At 45.6% G+C, this 16881-nt stretch carries 20 protein-coding genes; 10 read left to right on the forward strand and 10 right to left on the reverse strand.

Annotated elements, in window-relative coordinates; translation table 11 throughout:
- Position 1: 1 nt before the first annotated feature.
- Positions 2-772, reverse strand: coding sequence for a hypothetical protein (locus tag FGL37_RS22445; RefSeq protein ID WP_028068183.1), 771 nt, complete (start codon positions 770-772; stop codon positions 2-4).
- A 553-nt stretch (positions 773-1325) separates the two neighbouring features.
- Positions 1326-1835, reverse strand: coding sequence for an STM3941 family protein (locus tag FGL37_RS22450; protein ID WP_028068184.1), 510 nt, complete (start codon positions 1833-1835; stop codon positions 1326-1328).
- A 112-nt stretch (positions 1836-1947) separates the two neighbouring features.
- Here FGL37_RS22450 and FGL37_RS22455 point away from each other — a divergent pair, with 112 nt between their 5' ends.
- A complete protein-coding gene (locus tag FGL37_RS22455) occupies positions 1948-2127 on the forward strand; it encodes a hypothetical protein (RefSeq protein ID WP_028068185.1) in 180 nt (59 codons plus the stop codon).
- Here the strand turns inward: FGL37_RS22455 and FGL37_RS22460 are convergent.
- Positions 2124-4373, reverse strand: a complete 2250-nt coding sequence (locus FGL37_RS22460; protein WP_028068186.1) for a TonB-dependent siderophore receptor — start codon at positions 4371-4373, stop codon at positions 2124-2126. The genes FGL37_RS22455 and FGL37_RS22460 overlap by 4 nt on opposite strands.
- 94 nt (positions 4374-4467) lie before the next feature.
- Between FGL37_RS22460 and FGL37_RS22465 the strand changes: the two genes are divergently transcribed.
- The 4 genes from FGL37_RS22465 (at position 4468) to FGL37_RS22480 (ending at position 6961) form a co-directional block, all read left to right on the forward strand.
- Positions 4468-5454 carry a helix-turn-helix domain-containing protein gene (locus FGL37_RS22465; protein ID WP_028068187.1) on the forward strand — a complete coding sequence of 329 codons (987 nt, stop codon included), beginning with the start codon at positions 4468-4470 and terminating at the stop codon, positions 5452-5454.
- A gap of 121 nt (positions 5455-5575) precedes the next feature.
- The gene (locus FGL37_RS22470; RefSeq protein ID WP_028068188.1) at positions 5576-5896 is read left to right on the forward strand and encodes an ArsR/SmtB family transcription factor; all 321 of its coding nucleotides are present in this window, start codon (positions 5576-5578) and stop codon (positions 5894-5896) included.
- 1 nt (position 5897) lies between these two features.
- Positions 5898-6380 (forward strand): SRPBCC domain-containing protein, encoded by a 483-nt coding sequence (locus tag FGL37_RS22475; protein WP_028068189.1) that lies wholly within the window; start codon positions 5898-5900, stop codon positions 6378-6380.
- On the forward strand, positions 6377-6961 hold the full coding sequence (locus FGL37_RS22480) for a YdeI/OmpD-associated family protein (RefSeq protein WP_028068190.1): 585 nt from the start codon (positions 6377-6379) through the stop codon (positions 6959-6961). The genes FGL37_RS22475 and FGL37_RS22480 overlap by 4 nt, the downstream gene beginning before the upstream one ends.
- Before the next feature lie 2 nt (positions 6962-6963).
- On the opposite strand, the gene FGL37_RS22485 is transcribed toward FGL37_RS22480, so the two are convergent.
- The 4 genes from FGL37_RS22485 to FGL37_RS22500 form a co-directional block, all read right to left on the reverse strand.
- On the reverse strand, positions 6964-7713 hold the full coding sequence (locus FGL37_RS22485; protein ID WP_028068191.1) for an SDR family NAD(P)-dependent oxidoreductase: 750 nt from the start codon (positions 7711-7713) through the stop codon (positions 6964-6966).
- Positions 7714-7868: 155 nt separating this feature from the next.
- A complete protein-coding gene (locus FGL37_RS22490) occupies positions 7869-8534 on the reverse strand; it encodes a hypothetical protein (protein ID WP_028068192.1) in 666 nt (221 codons plus the stop codon).
- 114 nt (positions 8535-8648) lie between these two features.
- Positions 8649-9170 (reverse strand): hypothetical protein, encoded by a 522-nt coding sequence (locus FGL37_RS22495; protein WP_028068193.1) that lies wholly within the window; start codon positions 9168-9170, stop codon positions 8649-8651.
- 38 nt (positions 9171-9208) lie between these two features.
- A complete protein-coding gene (locus tag FGL37_RS22500) occupies positions 9209-9508 on the reverse strand; it encodes a hypothetical protein (RefSeq protein WP_028068194.1) in 300 nt (99 codons plus the stop codon).
- A gap of 134 nt (positions 9509-9642) precedes the next feature.
- Between FGL37_RS22500 and mazG the strand changes: the two genes are divergently transcribed.
- The 4 genes from mazG to kdsB all read left to right on the forward strand — a co-directional run bounded on the left by mazG (position 9643) and on the right by kdsB (position 12969).
- On the forward strand, positions 9643-10455 hold the full coding sequence (gene mazG / locus FGL37_RS22505; RefSeq protein ID WP_028068195.1) for a nucleoside triphosphate pyrophosphohydrolase: 813 nt from the start codon (positions 9643-9645) through the stop codon (positions 10453-10455).
- A gap of 78 nt (positions 10456-10533) precedes the next feature.
- Positions 10534-11532: a tryptophan--tRNA ligase gene (trpS, locus tag FGL37_RS22510; RefSeq protein ID WP_028068196.1), complete on the forward strand. Its 999-nt coding sequence runs from the start codon at positions 10534-10536 to the stop codon at positions 11530-11532.
- 11 nt (positions 11533-11543) lie between these two features.
- Positions 11544-12161 carry a deoxynucleoside kinase gene (locus tag FGL37_RS22515; RefSeq protein WP_028068197.1) on the forward strand — a complete coding sequence of 206 codons (618 nt, stop codon included), beginning with the start codon at positions 11544-11546 and terminating at the stop codon, positions 12159-12161.
- A gap of 73 nt (positions 12162-12234) precedes the next feature.
- Positions 12235-12969 carry a 3-deoxy-manno-octulosonate cytidylyltransferase gene (gene kdsB / locus FGL37_RS22520; RefSeq protein ID WP_028068198.1) on the forward strand — a complete coding sequence of 245 codons (735 nt, stop codon included), beginning with the start codon at positions 12235-12237 and terminating at the stop codon, positions 12967-12969.
- 16 nt (positions 12970-12985) lie between these two features.
- Here kdsB and FGL37_RS22525 read toward each other — a convergent pair whose 3' ends face one another.
- Genes FGL37_RS22525 through FGL37_RS22535 form a run of 3 tightly spaced genes read right to left on the reverse strand, consistent with a single transcriptional unit; the run spans position 12986 to position 15603 of the window.
- A complete protein-coding gene (locus tag FGL37_RS22525; RefSeq protein ID WP_028068199.1) occupies positions 12986-13891 on the reverse strand; it encodes an aldo/keto reductase in 906 nt (301 codons plus the stop codon).
- Positions 13878-14609: a BamJ family beta-barrel-assembly machinery protein gene (bamJ, locus tag FGL37_RS22530; protein WP_028068200.1), complete on the reverse strand. Its 732-nt coding sequence runs from the start codon at positions 14607-14609 to the stop codon at positions 13878-13880. Before bamJ ends, FGL37_RS22525 begins: the two co-directional genes overlap by 14 nt.
- Before the next feature lie 7 nt (positions 14610-14616).
- On the reverse strand, positions 14617-15603 hold the full coding sequence (locus FGL37_RS22535) for a glycosyltransferase family protein (protein ID WP_028068201.1): 987 nt from the start codon (positions 15601-15603) through the stop codon (positions 14617-14619).
- 174 nt (positions 15604-15777) lie between these two features.
- Here FGL37_RS22535 and FGL37_RS22540 point away from each other — a divergent pair, with 174 nt between their 5' ends.
- Complete coding sequence (locus tag FGL37_RS22540; protein WP_037532058.1) at positions 15778-16731, forward strand: zinc dependent phospholipase C family protein; 954 nt, start codon at positions 15778-15780, stop codon at positions 16729-16731.
- Positions 16732-16881: the final 150 nt, after the last annotated feature.

Genomic DNA, 16881 nt, shown 5'->3' on the forward strand with positions numbered 1-16881 from the left:
ATTATTCTCTTACTTTAAATTTGGGTTTTATCTTAGGCAGATTTCCTTTTGGCCTATTTGCTTTAAATATATTTTTGTCTTGTTTATCTCGCTTATTTTTCTCTATAAGATTCTCCTGATTGATTAATACAGATGCTATTTCTTTAACAGGTGGCATATTTTCCATATCAACCCAACAAATAGGACCTTTATACAGATCCAAAAGGTCTAACAAAGAGAAATTTGTTACCTCGATATTGTTCTTAACATTGCTATACCAGCTCTTATAAAGATTAGTCATTTTAGTAATATTGAGCGAGTCATTATACGCTATCTCTTCGTTGTCACATTTATTAATTAAAACCTGAAAATTTGATAAGTAACGCGTGTATTCACCATAGAACATTAAGTTAATTAAATACATAGCCTCTATAGCAATTGAATATTTTCGATTTGTAATTTTTTGCACCCCAAAAATTCTTGCAAAGGGTGAATACATTTTCACTCTATAACCACATAAAGAATAATCAACAAAATAAACCATCATCTCCTCTAACAGCTTAAGTTTTTCATGTTTGTCCAACCTAAAGGCAAAAGAATATGCTTTATCGTAATCACGAGGATAAATTGTGTCCGACTTATAATCTTTATTTAATACGACCTTAAGTCCATGTCCGTCGAAATCTTGTTGTACTCTCTCTTTAGTCACTTTCACACTAAATTCTTGCGCCGATAGATTAAATACAAAAAAAATAGAAGTAACTACAACAGCTATAACAATCAAATGTTTCATATTAATTATTTAAATAAGAGTTGATTCTTTGAAGAAAAAGAGGAAATCCAATTTCCCTAATCTTATCTCCTGAAAACCATCTTCTGTATTGACCATTCCAGGATACTTTCTATTTTGACTTAAATCTAGAAACGGGATAAACATCAGTTTTCTGTTTGCCCTTCTCGCTGAGCAGCAAATCTGATATCCGTACCTTCATAAATTTCTTTAAAGTAACCATGTAAAAAATTTATGTATTGGTACTGGATAACAAATGAAATAGGTTCTATCTGGCGCTAAATAATGTACGGCTTATATACTATTTAAAAACGTCATTAATACACTAGATCGTTTTTCTTCATAAAGATAGACACAATCAAAGTGTTCTCAAAATAAATTGTAAAAATGACATGAATTAAGTTTTTGGGAAAGCTTGTATATCAATTTACTGCAACCAAATTTAGAGTTTAAAACATTATGCATGATCAAAACACAGCGTTCCAAAACTTGTTTTGGATTACAAGGGCGCTTTCTACAACCATACCGGAAGGCGGTAATTAAACGTACATAATTGTTAATACCGATAACGCTGGTGATACTGTGCAATCAGCTGTGCAAGTTCCTCAAATCCGATGGCGAGCTGATCTGCTGACACGGGTATGCCGTTTGTCTCGACATTTCGGTATAGGGCGGGACCAAGTGCCGGAATATCACGACTGGCGTCCCTCAATTTCAAAAAAACAAAATGTATTCCGTGTCTCTTTTCGGTCCTTAAAGATTCGATTGAACTCCACCGCAACAGGCCAACCTGTTTACCCAAGGGGGTCGCCTTGTAAGTGATGCCTTCGGCATTCAATATCAGTCCGATGCTGTCGCCATTACCCAGTTCCTTCGCTGCCTTCACCACAACATAGATCCCTAGCGCCCCTAGCATCGCCGTCATAAGACCGTGGTATAGTCTTATTTTGTCCGCGATAAAGAAAATGTAATAGGAAAAACACAATGCGGCTATTGTGAAGATAAAGCCAACCAACAAGTTCTTAATCCGCTTCTTTTTGTCAAATTTTATAACCGTCTCTTTCATATATCTTATGATATAATTTTTATCATTTTTCCAGCTGCGTCCCCTGGCAAGAAGAAGGCGCCGTGTTCATTTGAGTACAAAATGATATTAGCTCACCAAATATAGCGACTTAATGGGTTCAAATCCCGACTTTTTACAATTCGCAGGCACTGGATTAAAAAGCGATGTATCTCCTTCTATTATCGCTTGTACCGGCATGGCGTATCCTGGGGATCCAAATAGAAATACAATGGCCCAGCGTATGCAGATCGCCGGGCCATTACATTTAATTGCTGATGCGGGTGCTTTCTAAAACTTATAAGCGAGATTGAGCCTAAATCCCTGTGGGTTGACAACCCGCCATCCATAATGGGTATAGCGCCATGCACCGGGATAGAACCCGACATAATTGTATCGGTTGGTCACGTTGTTGACCAGCAGCGCAATATGATAGTTGTTCTTCTGATAAGAGGCTCCAAGGTCTATCGAAAATAGATCATCTGGCAGGTATTTGTGGTCCTGCACCACAGGCCAGGTCGCGCGTTTGGCCTGATATTCATAGCCGGCAGAAAACCCCAGTCCTTCGAGATTGCCATCGGCAATTGTGTACTTAATCCAGCCATTGCTGATATGCTTTGCTGTGCCGTACAGCATGCCGCCGATCTTTTGGGGGTCATTATCCTTGGTTACTTTGGCATCGGTAAAGGCATAGTTGAATACGACATTCCAGTTTTTGCCGACCGCACCATTGACGTCGAGTTCTATCCCTTTGGATGTAGCCTCTCCCGTCTGCTCGGACCGGCCGGGATTGTCTACTCCCGCCGCAGTAAGCATATTGGTCTTTGTCAGATGGTAGGCCGTTATATTGGTCATAAGTTTATTTTGTAGCCAGGTCTTCTTGAAACCGATCTCCTTGTTGCGTCCGTACGACGGATCCGGACTGCCGCCGTCCACAAGCAGGCCGGTCTGCTCCTGAAAGGTCTCGTCATACAGCGCGTAAACCGTCAGTGTAGGTGTAAGCAGTCCGGTAATGCTGAAGCGGGGTGTAAAGGCCTCGTTTTTCACCTCGTTGCCACTGTTGGCAGCAGATACTTTTTTCGTCGCTGTATAACGGAGCCCTGCAGCAATACGCAGTTTATCCTGCAGCAGGCGAACCTCATCCTGTACATGCACCGAACTGTACGAATAGTCAGACAGCGAACTTGCTCCGCGTTCACGCAGTGGCCGGATACGGTCATAAGTAGGCAGCATATCCTTGGTCAGATTTCCGTAAACAGGATTATAGATATTAAAAATCACTTCGCCTGCGGCATTGACGGGTAACCTCCTGCTCTTATCCACTATACTGCCGGCTACGCTCCAATCTGCAACGTAAAATTTCTTGCCCATATCCAGTCCAGCCAGAATGTGATGGCTGACAGCACCCGTGCTAAACCTTCCCCGCGTAAATACCTGCCCTACAGTAGAAGTGTTGAGTGCATCGTTGATGCTGACGTTACGGGTCACATCCCCTTTTTTCAATCCTTCGGATCCGTCGGCCAGCACAATACTATTGTAATTGGCATAGATAGATGCGCCTTCCATTTCCGAGCGTACATAGCCAAACTGCGCCGTCAAAAGCCAGTCGTCATCAAAATTGTGGTTGATGGTCCCATAGACGTTATGCTCCCGTGACTTCGTTGGATCCATAATCGGATCACTGAATGAAAAGTTTTTCTTCACTTCCTTAAAGCCATCAATACCATAGGCATATTTGGCGAACCCACCTTCAAAATTGTTTTCAGAAAGAATATACTCAAAAATCACATTGGTATGCTCACTGGCATTATATTTAAAAGAAGGATTAATCACATACTGCTCATGATTGACATACTGTTGGAAATTGCCCTTTTTGGTGCCCATCAGGTTGAATCTTCCGAGAAACTTACCGTCACTGCTCAGCTGCTGATCGATATCAACAGCCGCCCGCAGCAGACTGTAACTGCCCAGCGTCATCTGCGCTGTCCTTCGGTTGATGCCCGTAGGCTTTTTGGTGACAATATTATAAAAACCACCGGGCTGGGTATTGCCCATCATAAAACCTGCCGGACCTTTGACAAACTCCACACGCTCCACAAAAGCCATGTCCTCCCGCAGCGGACCAAAACTCCCGCTGACATCCATGCCATTTCGCAGGTTGGAGGCCTGAAATCCACGCACGGCAATGCCAACGCTCCCCTCTTCTTGATGGGTGATCGTACGCACACCGCTGACATTACGTGACAGCCCCTCGGCCGTAGTCAGTATCATCTGGTCATTCAGCAGACGCTGATCAATCACCTGAATATTTTGCGGAGTCACCAGCAGGTTTTCCCCCAACCGCAATGTGGAAGATGGAATCGTCGTCTTATTGGCAACGACATTGGCTGTAGACAATGTATAGGTTTTCGTGGTATCTATCTTGACTGAATCAGCGGCAGAACTGCTCTTGCCGCTTTTTTCCCTTGCTGTACCTGTTTGCTGTGCTATGGTGGCTACCGGTAAAATCAATATGCTCCAGAGAATACTTTTCTTAAACATGACTTATTTAGAATTAATACAATTAAATTTACACCGCAAAAGTAGAGGACATTTGCTTATTCGAATTTCGAATTCGGGAGAAAAACATTAGAATATGGGAGCGAACACACAGCAGGAACTGACAGGTCAACTGATGGAATTTTATGAGCGTGATGAGCAGGACGGCACAGTCAGCCATTTAAACACGGCACTGGGAGAATTTTCAACAACCTACATCTTTGATAGCCCCGAATTTATTGTCAGAGACTATGTGTATACGTATGCCAGCGATATCACGCTGTCCTACCAAACTGCAACGAAAAACTATATACAGATTGCATTTTTCCTCAATGACGAACTGCTTATAGATCGCATCAATGGGCAACAGAACATTTACCGGCCGCAGCACAACTACATCTATTTCACACCTTGTGGATCAGAGGTCGATATTTATTTTAAAAAGGGCGTAGTTTATCGCAACCTTGACATATATGTTGAATCAGACTATTTTCATGAGTTCGCAGCACAGATCCCTGCACTGGATTCTTTCATCAGCGCGGTAGACAGCAACGCTTTTGTCCGGCTGGCCGAACAAGGCATTCCCATCAGTCCACAGATGCAACTCATACTCAAAGAAATGAAAGCTTGTGACAAGAAAGGATTACAGCGGCTGTACTTTATGAAAAGCAGAATACTCAATCTACTGCAGCTTTTGTTTGAATGGATCGACCTGCATGGAAATACTGATGCGCCGACATGTACCTTCAAGGAAACACCGATCGGTATCTACCATGATGTTCAGGAATTTATCGTCAATAACACATCTCAGTTCTACACCATCGAACAACTGTCCGCATTGTTTGGAATTAATGAATATAAACTGAAAAAAGGTTTTAAAGCCAGCTTCGGTATGGGACTCTTTCAGTTTGCCACCAAGGTACATATTCAGGAAGCACTCTCGCTATTAAAAACAACGAACCTGTCCATTAAGGAAATTGCGTTTCGTACCGGCTATTCGTCGCCGTCTTCTTTTTCTGTAGCCTTCAAAAAACATTGCGGCATCTCGCCAAACCGGATTCGACGAGATCAGGCTTCGTCCTAACTACGGCGAGCAAACCACACCCGCTTCACAACAGGCGACCATGAGCTGGATCACGCGCTTTTTTCAATAAAATTTGCGTAGCTAAATAACGACACATATATTTGAGTCAAATGATTTCACTATGAATTTGAGACGGGATGTTTTTCAGGCAATCGCTGATCCAACCAGAAGGGCCATACTGCTGCTGCTGGCTTCGCAATCCATGACTGCAGGCGCCATAGCAGCCAATTTCGATACGGCCAGACCGACAGTTTCCAAGCATCTTCAGATTCTCTCCGAGTGCGAGCTCCTGCAGGCGAGGCAGAACGGCCGTGAGATCCACTACCAGCTCAACCCGGCGAAAATGAAGGAAATAGCGGATTTCATCGAACCGTTCCGCAGGATGTGGGACGACCGCTTCAATGCCCTCGAAACCCTGATGAAGAACTATAAGGACAGTTAAAATGGAACAGAAAACAACAATACAAGCCGAGGAAGGCAAACAGGAAATCGTCATCACGCGTGAGTTTGATCTGCCAGTGCAATTGCTCTTCAGAGCTTACGATGAGGCGCCCCTGTTTGAACAATGGATGGGAACAAAGGTACTGAAATGGGAAAACCACAAACATGGTTCTTATGTTTTTGAAACAATGCGCGACAATAAGGCTGTATTCAGAGCGAATGGCACCATACACGAAATCGTCCGCAACGAACACATCACGCGCACATTCGAAATGGAAAACTCACCGCTTCCGGTGCAGCTGGAATTCCTGACATTTGAAAAAATCGGGGATCAGCGCAGCAGACTGGTCATGCAGATCGTTTTCAAATCTGCCGACCACCGCGACCAGCTGCTGATGATGCCTTTTGCTCAGGGTATCAATATGGCTCACAACAGACTGCAGGACATGCTCACCAATTTAATTAAACAAACTCAGGTAAAATGAATGTAGAAGCTGCCCATTTCTTTGAAAATTCCAGCAGATGGAATGAAGAATTCAATTTGTTACGGGAAATCGTCCTGCAAAACCCCTTGCTCAGAGAAGAGTATAAATGGATGCACCCCTGCTATACCTATGAAGGCAAAAATATCGTCCTCATTCATGGATTCAAGGAATATTGCGCGCTGCTCTTCCATAAGGGGGCTCTGCTGAAAGATCCCCAGCAGATCTTAATCCAGCAGACGGAGAATGTTCAGGCCGCAAGACAGCTCAGATTTACCAACGCTGCGGATATCGAGGCGCTCAGAAGCAGTATCTCAGATTATATCCGCGAAGCTATCGACGTCGAAAAATCAGGACAGAAGGTCAGCATGCGGAAAACCGAAGACTACCCCGTACCTGAAGAGCTACAAAGGGCATTTAACGAGGATATCGCATTCAAAGATAGCTTCCAAGCGCTGACTCCGGGACGGCAGAAGGCGTATCTCTTTTATTTCAGTCAGGCAAAGCAGGCAAAAACCCGCGAATCACGAATCGAAAAATATTATCAGCAGATCCTCGATGGAAAGGGCATGGACGACGCATAATATCATACAGCCGTATAGCCGCCGTCCACCAGATAGTATCCCCCGGTCATAAAAGACGACTTGTCCGAACTTAAGAAAATGACCAGTTCGGCCACTTCTTCGGCTTTCCCCAGCCGGCCAATCGGATGTTTGCTGACCAGGGTGTCTATATGTTCTTGGTCTAGCTGGGCTAACAATGGTGTATCGATATAGCCTGGTCCGACCGCATTGCAGCGGATATTTTTTTGACCATACTCGGCGCCTATATTTTTCGTCAGCCCGACAACAGCGTGCTTCGCAGCGGTATAGGCACTCGACAGCGGAGCGGCGACTGTCCCGTGGATAGATGCCATATTGACGATGACGCCTCCACCGTTTTTTTCCATGGCCTCAAGCTGATATTTACAGCCATAAAAGACGCCATTAAAATTAATGTCAATTACCTTTTTCCACCCGTCCAGACTGTAATCTCCCGTCAGAGCGGCCTCACCGCCTATTCCGGCATTATTGCATGCTATATCTAGACGCCCGTAGGTGGCTACCGCAAAATCTACCAGTGCTTTATTGTCTGCCGCAGATGAACTATCGGCTTTAAAAAACACAGCTGCCCCGCCCTGATCTTCAATCTGTTTTACCGCTGCAGCTCCTGCTGCCTCGTTGATGTCTGAAACCACCACCTTCGCTCCTTCTCTACTATAAGCCAGCGCAACAGCAAGCCCAATGCCTGAACCTGCGCCGGTAACCAACGCTACTTTATCTGCTAATGCATTCATATCTTATAATTTTTATTACCTATACAATTTACGAAAATCAACGCAGAAGCCGGCAGAAATTGCCCCGCGATCGTTGTAAAACGAAACTCAGATGACAATCTCTTCTCCTCCGCCCGCGCCGTGTAGAATTCTGCCGATCAATCCTGCAGCTGTGGCTATTTTTGATACAGTCTGTCCAGGAAAAAACGGCCCATCAACTGGAACCGGGCCTGCGCTTCGAACATGCCGGACCCTGGTGAGATCAGGCCGGCAGGCATGCGCTGCACGGTGCCATAATAGATGAGATCCAGTCCATTACCGTTCACATCAAGATGCATTTTTTTAGGCTTCAACCCCATAATGGAGCCCATACGCGTGACCTTTTCAGAGCTACTGATCTGCGCGGGACGGGCATCCAGCAGGGTCTCATGGTCAAAGACGAGGTGATCCCGGGCTTCGCCCTCATCAAAAAAGATATAGTGCAGTTCCTGGTTACTGAGAATCAGATAGGAGGTATTGTCGCGTTCCTGATACTTTGCCTTTACACCTACAGCAGCCCATGCCGCTGTCTTAGCCGCTGTCGCGGCGGCCGAAGCAATCTTGTCTCCGACAGTGGCAATATAGGCGCATTGTGTAAACGCGTCAATCGGAGCCCCGTTCATCTGTTTGCTCAGTTCACTGAATTCATGCTGCAGCAAATCATCTTTAACGGCTACGGCCATGGACAGACCGGCTTCCCCTTCATACTTCTTGGCTGTATCCTTTTGCTTTTTCATCATAACGACAGAAAGAAGTACACAGGCAGCGACAATGACCACAAAAATACTGATATATAAGATCATAGTTAATTCATAATTTAGTTCATGGTTAGTATTTCAGAAACGGCCGAGAGCGTTCCTCAGAAAGAATATACCCACTCGTACACGAATGAGAAACAACAAAAATTTTGCCAAAACTTACAACATTCGGTGCGGATAGTGCTGGTTGTTTAAGGCGGTCTGATGCATGTCGACCCATATATGGCTGTACGCCTGCTCGAGCAGCCAATGTGGTGAACTGCGCATGTCAGCATCCTGATCATTATTGTATATAGCCGGAAACTCAGCTTCTTTGGCCCGCAGCAGCACGATGACAGCTCCCTCCATATGCAATGGAATATCGCTCAGGACCAGGTTATAGAAACCTTCTTCGAGCAGATCAGCGTTAAATCGTTCCAGACTTTCGTAACTACGCTCCAGTTTGCCGACGAGCTTTTCCAGATCTTGTGGATAATGGAGCTCCACATAGGCTTCAAACAGTCCGGCGCCCTCATTATAGGATCCTGCTTTCATCAGATTTAGCGCCTCATTACGGTATACCTGTAAAAAACGGTCGGTCGCAGGCTCCGAATAGGTTCCGCCGGCAGGCTTTCCATCCCGGCCCAACGCCCAGGCTTTGAGCTCCGCCAGCCGCGCTGTTTCTCTCATTTTGTAGTCCATTGTGATAAAATTATCTGCCCGTGGGCTCTTCTTATCTGTTAGTGTTCTCTTTCTTTAAGCTCCAGCTGCAGCAGGATGTCACGCTTTTTCCCTTCAATCAGTGATAGGTTACCGGCTACAAAAACACCTTTTTCACCGGAGTTACGGCTTATACCATATACAGTAGATTCATCCCCCGGATCTGACGCCCCTTCATAACGGTATAGGTAATCAATCTTATATTCATCGGCGTGCGCCAGGAGTTCATCAAATTCAACATTATAATCTATCGTATACCCCATACCACTTAATTTTTCCAGCGCAACACTGGCCGAAGAGTATCCATGCATTCTTTCCATAGCTGATTGTCTTAATCTGTTGTAAATCTATTTTTATTATAAAACGATTAGCCCGCGGCTTTTGTTTTCGACAATTCCAAATAGTTTATTCGGAATCATATTTCTATTTTTGTGAAAAGAAAACGCAATCTGACATGGCAAATCTCATAGCTCCGGCTTATCAGCATACCCCACAGCTGGCATTCCAACGTTTGCTCGATGTACTCTACACCTTAAGACTGGAATGCCCCTGGGATAAGAAACAGACGATGGAATCGCTGCGCCATCTTACGATGGAAGAAATGTACGAACTGACTGACGCGATCCTGGATCAGGACTATCCGGAAATCAAGAAGGAACTCGGCGACGTGCTGATGCACCTGGTGTTTTATGCGCGTATCGCTGAGGAAGAAAACAGGTTCTCGATCGTGGATGTGCTCAACGCCATCTGTGACAAACTGATCGGCCGCCATCCGCATATTTATGGAGACGTCAACGCGGACACCGAAGAACAGGTCAAATCCAACTGGGAGACGATCAAACTTAAAGAGGGCAACGCTTCAGTACTTTCGGGTGTACCAAAAGGGCTGCCGGCTCTAGTCAAGGCTTACCGCATTCAGGACAAAGTCCGAGGGGTCGGATTTGACTGGGAGGACAAAAAACAGGTATGGGAAAAAGTGGAAGAGGAACTGGCCGAATTCAAAGCCGAATTTAATATTGAATCGACAGATACGGTAGACCATAGCCGTGCCGAAGCTGAATTTGGAGATCTGCTGTTCTCCTTGATCAACTATGCACGGCATATCGGCATCAACCCCGAAAATGCGCTGGAACGTACAAATAAAAAGTTTATCGAACGCTTCACGTACCTGGAGCAGAAAGCAGCCGAGAATAAACAGCGCCTGCAGGACATGAGCCTCGAAGAAATGGACGTATACTGGAATGAAGCAAAAACATTAAAAAAATGACAGCAGCCGATCAAAAGGCGGCCCTACATGGGCATTTTAATTCGACTTTGTCAAATTAATGCGTAAATTCGCAGGAATATGGAAACAGTTGTTAGCGGTATCAGAAGTACCGGAAAATTACATTTAGGAAATTACTATGGTGCATTGAGCAATTTCGTGAAAATGCAAAATGAATATAATTGCTTTTTTTTCATTGCAGATTTACACTCCTTGACCACGCACCCTACCCCACATGGTCTACAAGGAACTGTACGGCAGGTTATCGTCGAATATCTCGCGGCGGGCATAGACCCCGAGAAATCCACCATTTACGTGCAGTCTGACGTCCCCGAAGTAGCCGAGCTCTACCTGTACATGAATATGAACGCTTATCTGGGTGAACTGGAACGGGCAACGGCATTTAAGGATAAAGTACGGAGCAACCCGGACAACGTCAACGCCGGCCTGCTGACCTACCCGGTATTGATGGCCTGCGATATTCTGATCCACCATGGGACCAAAGTACCGGTAGGCAAAGATCAGGAACAACATCTGGAAATGACCCGCACGTTTGGCAACCGCTTTAACCGCCTGTATAATGTCGATTATTTCAAAGAGGCTTTTGCATTCTCCTATTCAGATAAGCTCGTGAAAATCCCGGGGCTGGCGGGACAGGGAAAAATGGGTAAATCGAATGGTGAAGCAGACTGTATATACCTTTCGGACAGCGCCGACGTCATCCGTAAAAAAGTGATGCGCGCAGTATCTGATTCGGGACCGACAGAAATGAACCAAGCTAAGCCCGAAGCCATACAGAATCTTTTTGATCTGATGAAAGTCGTTTCGGCCCCGGATACATTACAGCACTTTGACGATCTGTACAATCGATGTGAAATCCGTTATGGAGACTTCAAGAAACAACTGGCGGAAGATATGGTGCTGGCAACAAATGATGTCCGCATGCGCATCGAAGATATCGCCAATGACGATGCCTACATCGCCAAAGTCGCTAGACTGGGGGCCGAGAAAGCGGGTGAGTCTGCACGAAAAACACTGAAAGAAGTGCGCGAGATTATTGGTATTAAAAGATTTTATTAAGCTTAAAACATATGCATATAGCTATCGTCGGAAATATAGGTGCCGGAAAAACTACATTGACCGAATTATTGGCAAGCCACTTCAAATTCGAACCGCAATTTGAAGCCGTCGACAACAACCCTTATCTCGAAGACTTTTATTCGGATATGAAACGCTGGGCATTCAATCTGCAGATTTTCTTTTTAAACAGCCGTTTTCGTCATATCGTCAAACTGCAGGAGACGGGTATCGATATGATCCAGGACCGTACCATCTATGAGGATGCGTATATCTTTGCAGAAAACCTGTACGATATGGGGCTGATGAGCGCGCGGGACTTCGAAAATTATAGCAATATCTTTCAGAGCATCATCCACTACATCAAACCTCCGGATCTGCTGATCTACTTAAAGGCATCGGTACCGACATTGGTCAATAACATCCAAAAAAGAGGCCGCGATTATGAGACGGCAATCCGTCTGGATTATTTATCCAAATTAAATGATAAATACGACAAGTGGATCAACAATTACAAGGAGGGTAAAGTGCTGATTTTAGATAAGGATAATCTGGATTTTACAACAAACCCCGAAGATCTGGGCAGCATCATCCAAAAAGTAGAAGCTGAATTGTTCGGTCTGTTTGATTAAACAGATCAGAAAGAACAGAAGGCCTGTAAACTACCATATTTACAGGCTTTTGACATTAAAAACGTTAGCGTAAATGAAATTTTTAGGTATTATTCCTGCACGATATGCTTCGAGCAGGTTTCCGGGCAAACCTCTGGTGGATATCAAGGGTAAGACCATGATCCGTAGGGTATACGAACAGGTGCAGCAGTCAGCAAAAATAGATAAAGTTGTCGTCGCCACCGATGATCTGCGGATACAGCAGGAGGTGCTCTCCTTTGGTGGACATGTGGCCATGACCGCAGCTACGCATGAATCGGGCACAGACCGCTGTGCTGAGGTAATCGCGAAAGAACAGGGATATGATGTTGTGATCAATATCCAGGGGGACGAACCCTTTATTAACCCTGAACAGATTGATCTCCTGGCCAGCTGTTTTGAGTCGCCAGAAACGAAAATCGCCACCTTGGTCAAAGCGATCACCGCACAGGAGGAGCTATTCAATGTCAATATCCCGAAAGTGGTACGGAATTTAAAGGGCGAAGCGCTCTATTTCAGCAGACAGACCATTCCGTTTTTAAGGGGCATAGCGCCTGCAGCGTGGCTGCAACATCAGCAGTATTTCAAACATATTGGCATTTATGCATATACCACCGCGACGCTACGCGAATTAACACAGCTCCCGGTCTCTGACCTGGAGAAAACCGAAGCGCTCGAACAACTGCGCTGGCTGGAAAACGGCTATGCCATCCAAACGGCCATAACGCCGCATGAGACCATCGCTGTGGACACGCCAGAGGATCTGGATAGAATACTGAGCTTGTTTTAACAGCTAATTTAACGGCCTAACGGTGTTCGGTATAATACATATTCCGGACACCTTCGAGCAGCTCCTTCCTGCTCAGCTCATCGAGCGCAGCGATCTGTTGCTTGGTTTCGATCAGTTCATCCAGCTGAAGCGGAGTGCTTACTCCCACTGCTGCGGTAGCCACCGCCGCACTGCTGAGCACGTACGACAGCGCTGCTGCCGCCCGCGTTTTGCCAGTCCGTTTAATGGCCTGATCCAGATTGCGGAGTATATGTGCCACCTCTCCAGAGCTATATTGCAGATAGGCTCCAGCAGGTTTGTTTACCAACATCCCTTTGGCCAACGATCCCCTGGCTATAATACTGACGTTGTGCTTCGACAACAATTCAACCATCTCTTCCTCTGGCCTTCTGTCCAAAAGACTGTATTGCATCATGACGCTCGCAATCGACGCCCTGGAGATATAGGTTTTGATGACGTTGGGCCGTATCGATGAGAGACCATACGCCCGGATCTTGCCCTGCATTTGCAATAGCTCGAAGGCCTCAATGATCTCCTCTACCGGATCGTCGATAGTCCCGCCGTGCAACTGATACAGATCAATATAGTCGGTTCGGAGCCGCGAAAGAGACCCTTCTACGGCTTTGATGATGTATGTTTTTGACGGTGTCCAGTCCCATCCGGAGCCATCGGCCCGCCAGGCGTTGCCCACCTTGCTAGCCAGTACCACGTCTTTCCGAAAGGGCTGTAGGGCCTCTCCCACGATCGTCTCATTCTGCCCCTTGTCATAAAGATCGGCAGTGTCAAAAAAGGTAATGCCATTCTCAAAAGCCCGGCGCAGGATATCTTTGCTCTGTTTGGGCTGATTAGCCTTCAACGACATACAGCCCAGACCGACTGCCGAAACCTGAATGGAGCTCTTGCCTAAATTACGTTGTTCCATTGGCAGTAAAATCGAGCAGTTCCACCTCAAAGATCAGTGTACTATGAGCAGGGATATCATTGCCCTTGGCCTGCGCTCCGTAGGCCAGCCGGCTCGGTATGTAAAACTTGTATTTTGCGCCTTTGGACATCAGCGGTATACCGATCTGCCAGCCTTTGATGACCTGTTGTAGAGACAGTTTCAGCGGTTCGTTGCGATCATAGGAGCTGTCAAACTGCTTTCCATCGAGCAGTGTACCCCTGTAATGTACGGTCACCTCGTCAGTAGCTGCAGGTTTGGCACCATCGGCATCTTTCAGAACGAGATACTGTATACCTTCGGCGGTCGTTTTCATGCCGGCCACTTTGGCGTTTTCAGCAAAAAACTTATCTTCCTTTGCCCGGCTCTCCGCCTCTTTCTTAGTGCGCATATCCATAATCGCCTGCTGGATAACTTCCCGCGTCTGCCCTTCCTCAAGCAAGGCCTGCTCATTCTTTAAAGCAGCGGCAATCGCTTTGCCAATGACATCGGCTTTGAGATAGTCGATCTCCGTGGATTTTAACGATCTTCCGATGTCCATACCAAAGGCATAGGATACGGTATCGGCCTTAGTCACCAACGTATTTGCTGTTCTGGAGGTATTGACTGTCTTCTTTCTGACAGCACTGACTTTTTTCTTTTGCTGGGCAAATCCAGCTACTGTAGTCAATGATAATAGGGCTAATGCAATGTATTTCATGTGTTACTTAACGGTGCTTCTGCACGATTTCATTTATAATTTCCTGTGTTATATTCGGATAATCAACTTCTACCCTCGAGCGGCTGTTAAGCCAAGCTTCGATGGCCAGCATATTTTTCTGCTTCAAGCTCGAAATGACGGGAATCCCCATTTCCTCCAACGAAGCAGCATTGAGATGCTGCTCATACTGATTTTTCATCGGGATGACCAGCAATTTCTTGTTCAAATATAAGGCTTCTGCCGGTGTTTCAAAACCTGCACCGCACAAAACTCCCGATGACGATGCCATACTTTCAATAAACGACCGGTTATTGATCGGTCTTATCGTCACATTCTTCATTTCGAAAGGCCGTGAGTTGTGTTTACTGAACACATCCCACTTCACATCGGGAAACTTCATCAGATGCTTAAGCAGGTGCGCGTCGTCGTAGGCCGGCAGGTAAACGGTGTAATGCCCGTTGTCCGTCACTTCCAGTTCACGGACTGCATTACGGATGACCGGTGGATAGATGTTTCTGGCGTATCGTTTAAAATGAAATCCGTAGGAATGTGTAGATGGTGCATAGTTCTTCATAATAAACTTGCCCAGCATATCGCTTTCCTCAGGTTTTGGGCTCGCTGGATCCAGCGCACCGATCTGGTGGCTCAACCCGATGCACTGTAGGTCCTTCGAATGGCAGGCCCACGCAGAAATAGGTTCGAAATCATTGAGCACAAGATCATACTCCTCAATCGGCAAACTTTTGATCTCACTGGTAAACTTACGTATCGTAGAACTCATAAAAGTTTTCCAGAGATCGACTCCGCCCGACTTTCCGAAAATAAAACTCAGTCCGTGAAAACGGTATTTCACCTCAAAAGGCAGAGACAGGTCTGCCTGGATGCCACTGACCAGCACGTCTACCTCACCATGGGCCCTGAGACAGGGAACAATGTCCATCGCGCGGCTTAAATGCCCGTTGCCAGTGCCCTGTACGGCATACAATATCTTCATAATTACTGTATTTGTGTCGGCAAATTAATGAATTTAAACGACTATCAATGTTATTTTATTGTTTCGTTATGTTAACAAAACATAAATTAACAGCGCCATCCGCTTAAGTTAATATGTTTTTAATTTGAATTTGTGTATATTTAAAGTTAGCAATTAATTAATAACCAATTTACTATGATCAAGGCTCCTTTCTACTGGGGATTATCCCTGGTCGTCATATCAACATTATGCTCCTGGGGATTTTTTGCGCACAAAAAAATCAATCATTATGCAGTATTCGCTCTACCGTCAAAACTGGCGGTATTTTATAAAGCCAACATTGAGCTGATTACCGAAAAAGCTGTCGATCCCGACAAACGCTGTTTTGTGGACAGCGCCGAAGGTCCGAGACATTTTATAGACATCGAAGACTACCGTCCGGACAGAGCCGTCGACTCCATCCCCCTACACTGGTCACAGGTTAAAGAAAAATTTCGCGAACGGGAATTATTAAAAAATGGGATCATTCCCTGGCAGATCAATTTCACCTACCTGAAGCTGGTGAAGGCCTTTCAATCAAAGCATTATCCGCAGATTATCAAACATTCGGCGGATCTGGGCCACTATATCGCTGATGCCCATGTACCGCTGCACACAACCAAAAATTACAATGGTCAGCTAACGGGACAGATAGGGATACACGCTTTCTGGGAGAGCCGCTTGCCCGAAATGTTTGCGGGCCGTTACAATCTCCTGGTGGGAAGAGCACAGTATATCGAAGATCCGCTGCGCGAGGCCTGGAATATCATCAGGGAAAGCAACCTGCTGGTCGACTCGGTACTGACTATTGAAGCCACACTCAACAGAGAATTTAAATCCACCCAGAAAAACTCCTTTATAGAACGTAATAACCAGTTGATATGGACCTATTCGGACGCCTACGCTACAGCTTACCACAGCGCGTTGAACGGAATGGTGGAAAGAAGAATGCGAAAGACCATCAGCCGCGTGGCTTCCTACTGGTACTCAGCATGGATCGAAGCAGGTCAGCCAGATCTTTCCGCGGCTCCCAAAATGATGGAAGACAACAAGCAGGATACTCTGACAACATGGGGCAAAAAGCCTATCGGGCGGGAAGAATGGATGTAATAAAAAGGAAAGAATTCCGGACTACCAACATTATCAATACCGGACTATTTTATTTCTTGGTCAACTCCTTAGTTTTGTCCCGTCAAACTCTATGAAAGACGCTGTCGTTGCCGTAACTGCAATTGCACAGAAACTTGACAGCTTGTGCAT

The organism is Sphingobacterium thalpophilum, assembly GCF_901482695.1.
In the GTDB taxonomy this organism is placed as follows: domain Bacteria; phylum Bacteroidota; class Bacteroidia; order Sphingobacteriales; family Sphingobacteriaceae; genus Sphingobacterium; species Sphingobacterium thalpophilum.

Excerpts from the sequence above, each read along its gene's own strand:
- FGL37_RS22485 (WP_028068191.1), bottom strand. The coding sequence starts at position 7,713 with ATGAATGCATTAGCAGATAAAGTAGCGTTGGTTACCGGCGCAGGTTCA.
- FGL37_RS22470 (WP_028068188.1), top strand. The coding sequence starts at position 5,576 with ATGAATTTGAGACGGGATGTTTTTCAGGCAATCGCTGATCCAACCAGA.
- FGL37_RS22525 (WP_028068199.1), bottom strand. The coding sequence starts at position 13,891 with ATGGAACAACGTAATTTAGGCAAGAGCTCCATTCAGGTTTCGGCAGTC.
- FGL37_RS22540 (WP_037532058.1), top strand. The coding sequence starts at position 15,778 with ATGATCAAGGCTCCTTTCTACTGGGGATTATCCCTGGTCGTCATATCA.
- FGL37_RS22445 (WP_028068183.1), bottom strand. The coding sequence starts at position 772 with ATGAAACATTTGATTGTTATAGCTGTTGTAGTTACTTCTATTTTTTTT.
- FGL37_RS22495 (WP_028068193.1), bottom strand. The coding sequence starts at position 9,170 with ATGGACTACAAAATGAGAGAAACAGCGCGGCTGGCGGAGCTCAAAGCC.
- FGL37_RS22460 (WP_028068186.1), bottom strand. The coding sequence starts at position 4,373 with ATGTTTAAGAAAAGTATTCTCTGGAGCATATTGATTTTACCGGTAGCC.
- bamJ (WP_028068200.1), bottom strand. The coding sequence starts at position 14,609 with ATGAAATACATTGCATTAGCCCTATTATCATTGACTACAGTAGCTGGA.
- FGL37_RS22515 (WP_028068197.1), top strand. The coding sequence starts at position 11,544 with ATGCATATAGCTATCGTCGGAAATATAGGTGCCGGAAAAACTACATTG.
- FGL37_RS22480 (WP_028068190.1), top strand. The coding sequence starts at position 6,377 with ATGAATGTAGAAGCTGCCCATTTCTTTGAAAATTCCAGCAGATGGAAT.
- FGL37_RS22535 (WP_028068201.1), bottom strand. The coding sequence starts at position 15,603 with ATGAAGATATTGTATGCCGTACAGGGCACTGGCAACGGGCATTTAAGC.
- kdsB (WP_028068198.1), top strand. The coding sequence starts at position 12,235 with ATGAAATTTTTAGGTATTATTCCTGCACGATATGCTTCGAGCAGGTTT.
- FGL37_RS22455 (WP_028068185.1), top strand. The coding sequence starts at position 1,948 with ATGGGTTCAAATCCCGACTTTTTACAATTCGCAGGCACTGGATTAAAA.
- FGL37_RS22500 (WP_028068194.1), bottom strand. The coding sequence starts at position 9,508 with ATGGAAAGAATGCATGGATACTCTTCGGCCAGTGTTGCGCTGGAAAAA.
- mazG (WP_028068195.1), top strand. The coding sequence starts at position 9,643 with ATGGCAAATCTCATAGCTCCGGCTTATCAGCATACCCCACAGCTGGCA.
- FGL37_RS22465 (WP_028068187.1), top strand. The coding sequence starts at position 4,468 with ATGGGAGCGAACACACAGCAGGAACTGACAGGTCAACTGATGGAATTT.
- FGL37_RS22475 (WP_028068189.1), top strand. The coding sequence starts at position 5,898 with ATGGAACAGAAAACAACAATACAAGCCGAGGAAGGCAAACAGGAAATC.
- trpS (WP_028068196.1), top strand. The coding sequence starts at position 10,534 with ATGGAAACAGTTGTTAGCGGTATCAGAAGTACCGGAAAATTACATTTA.
- FGL37_RS22450 (WP_028068184.1), bottom strand. The coding sequence starts at position 1,835 with ATGAAAGAGACGGTTATAAAATTTGACAAAAAGAAGCGGATTAAGAAC.
- FGL37_RS22490 (WP_028068192.1), bottom strand. The coding sequence starts at position 8,534 with ATGATCTTATATATCAGTATTTTTGTGGTCATTGTCGCTGCCTGTGTA.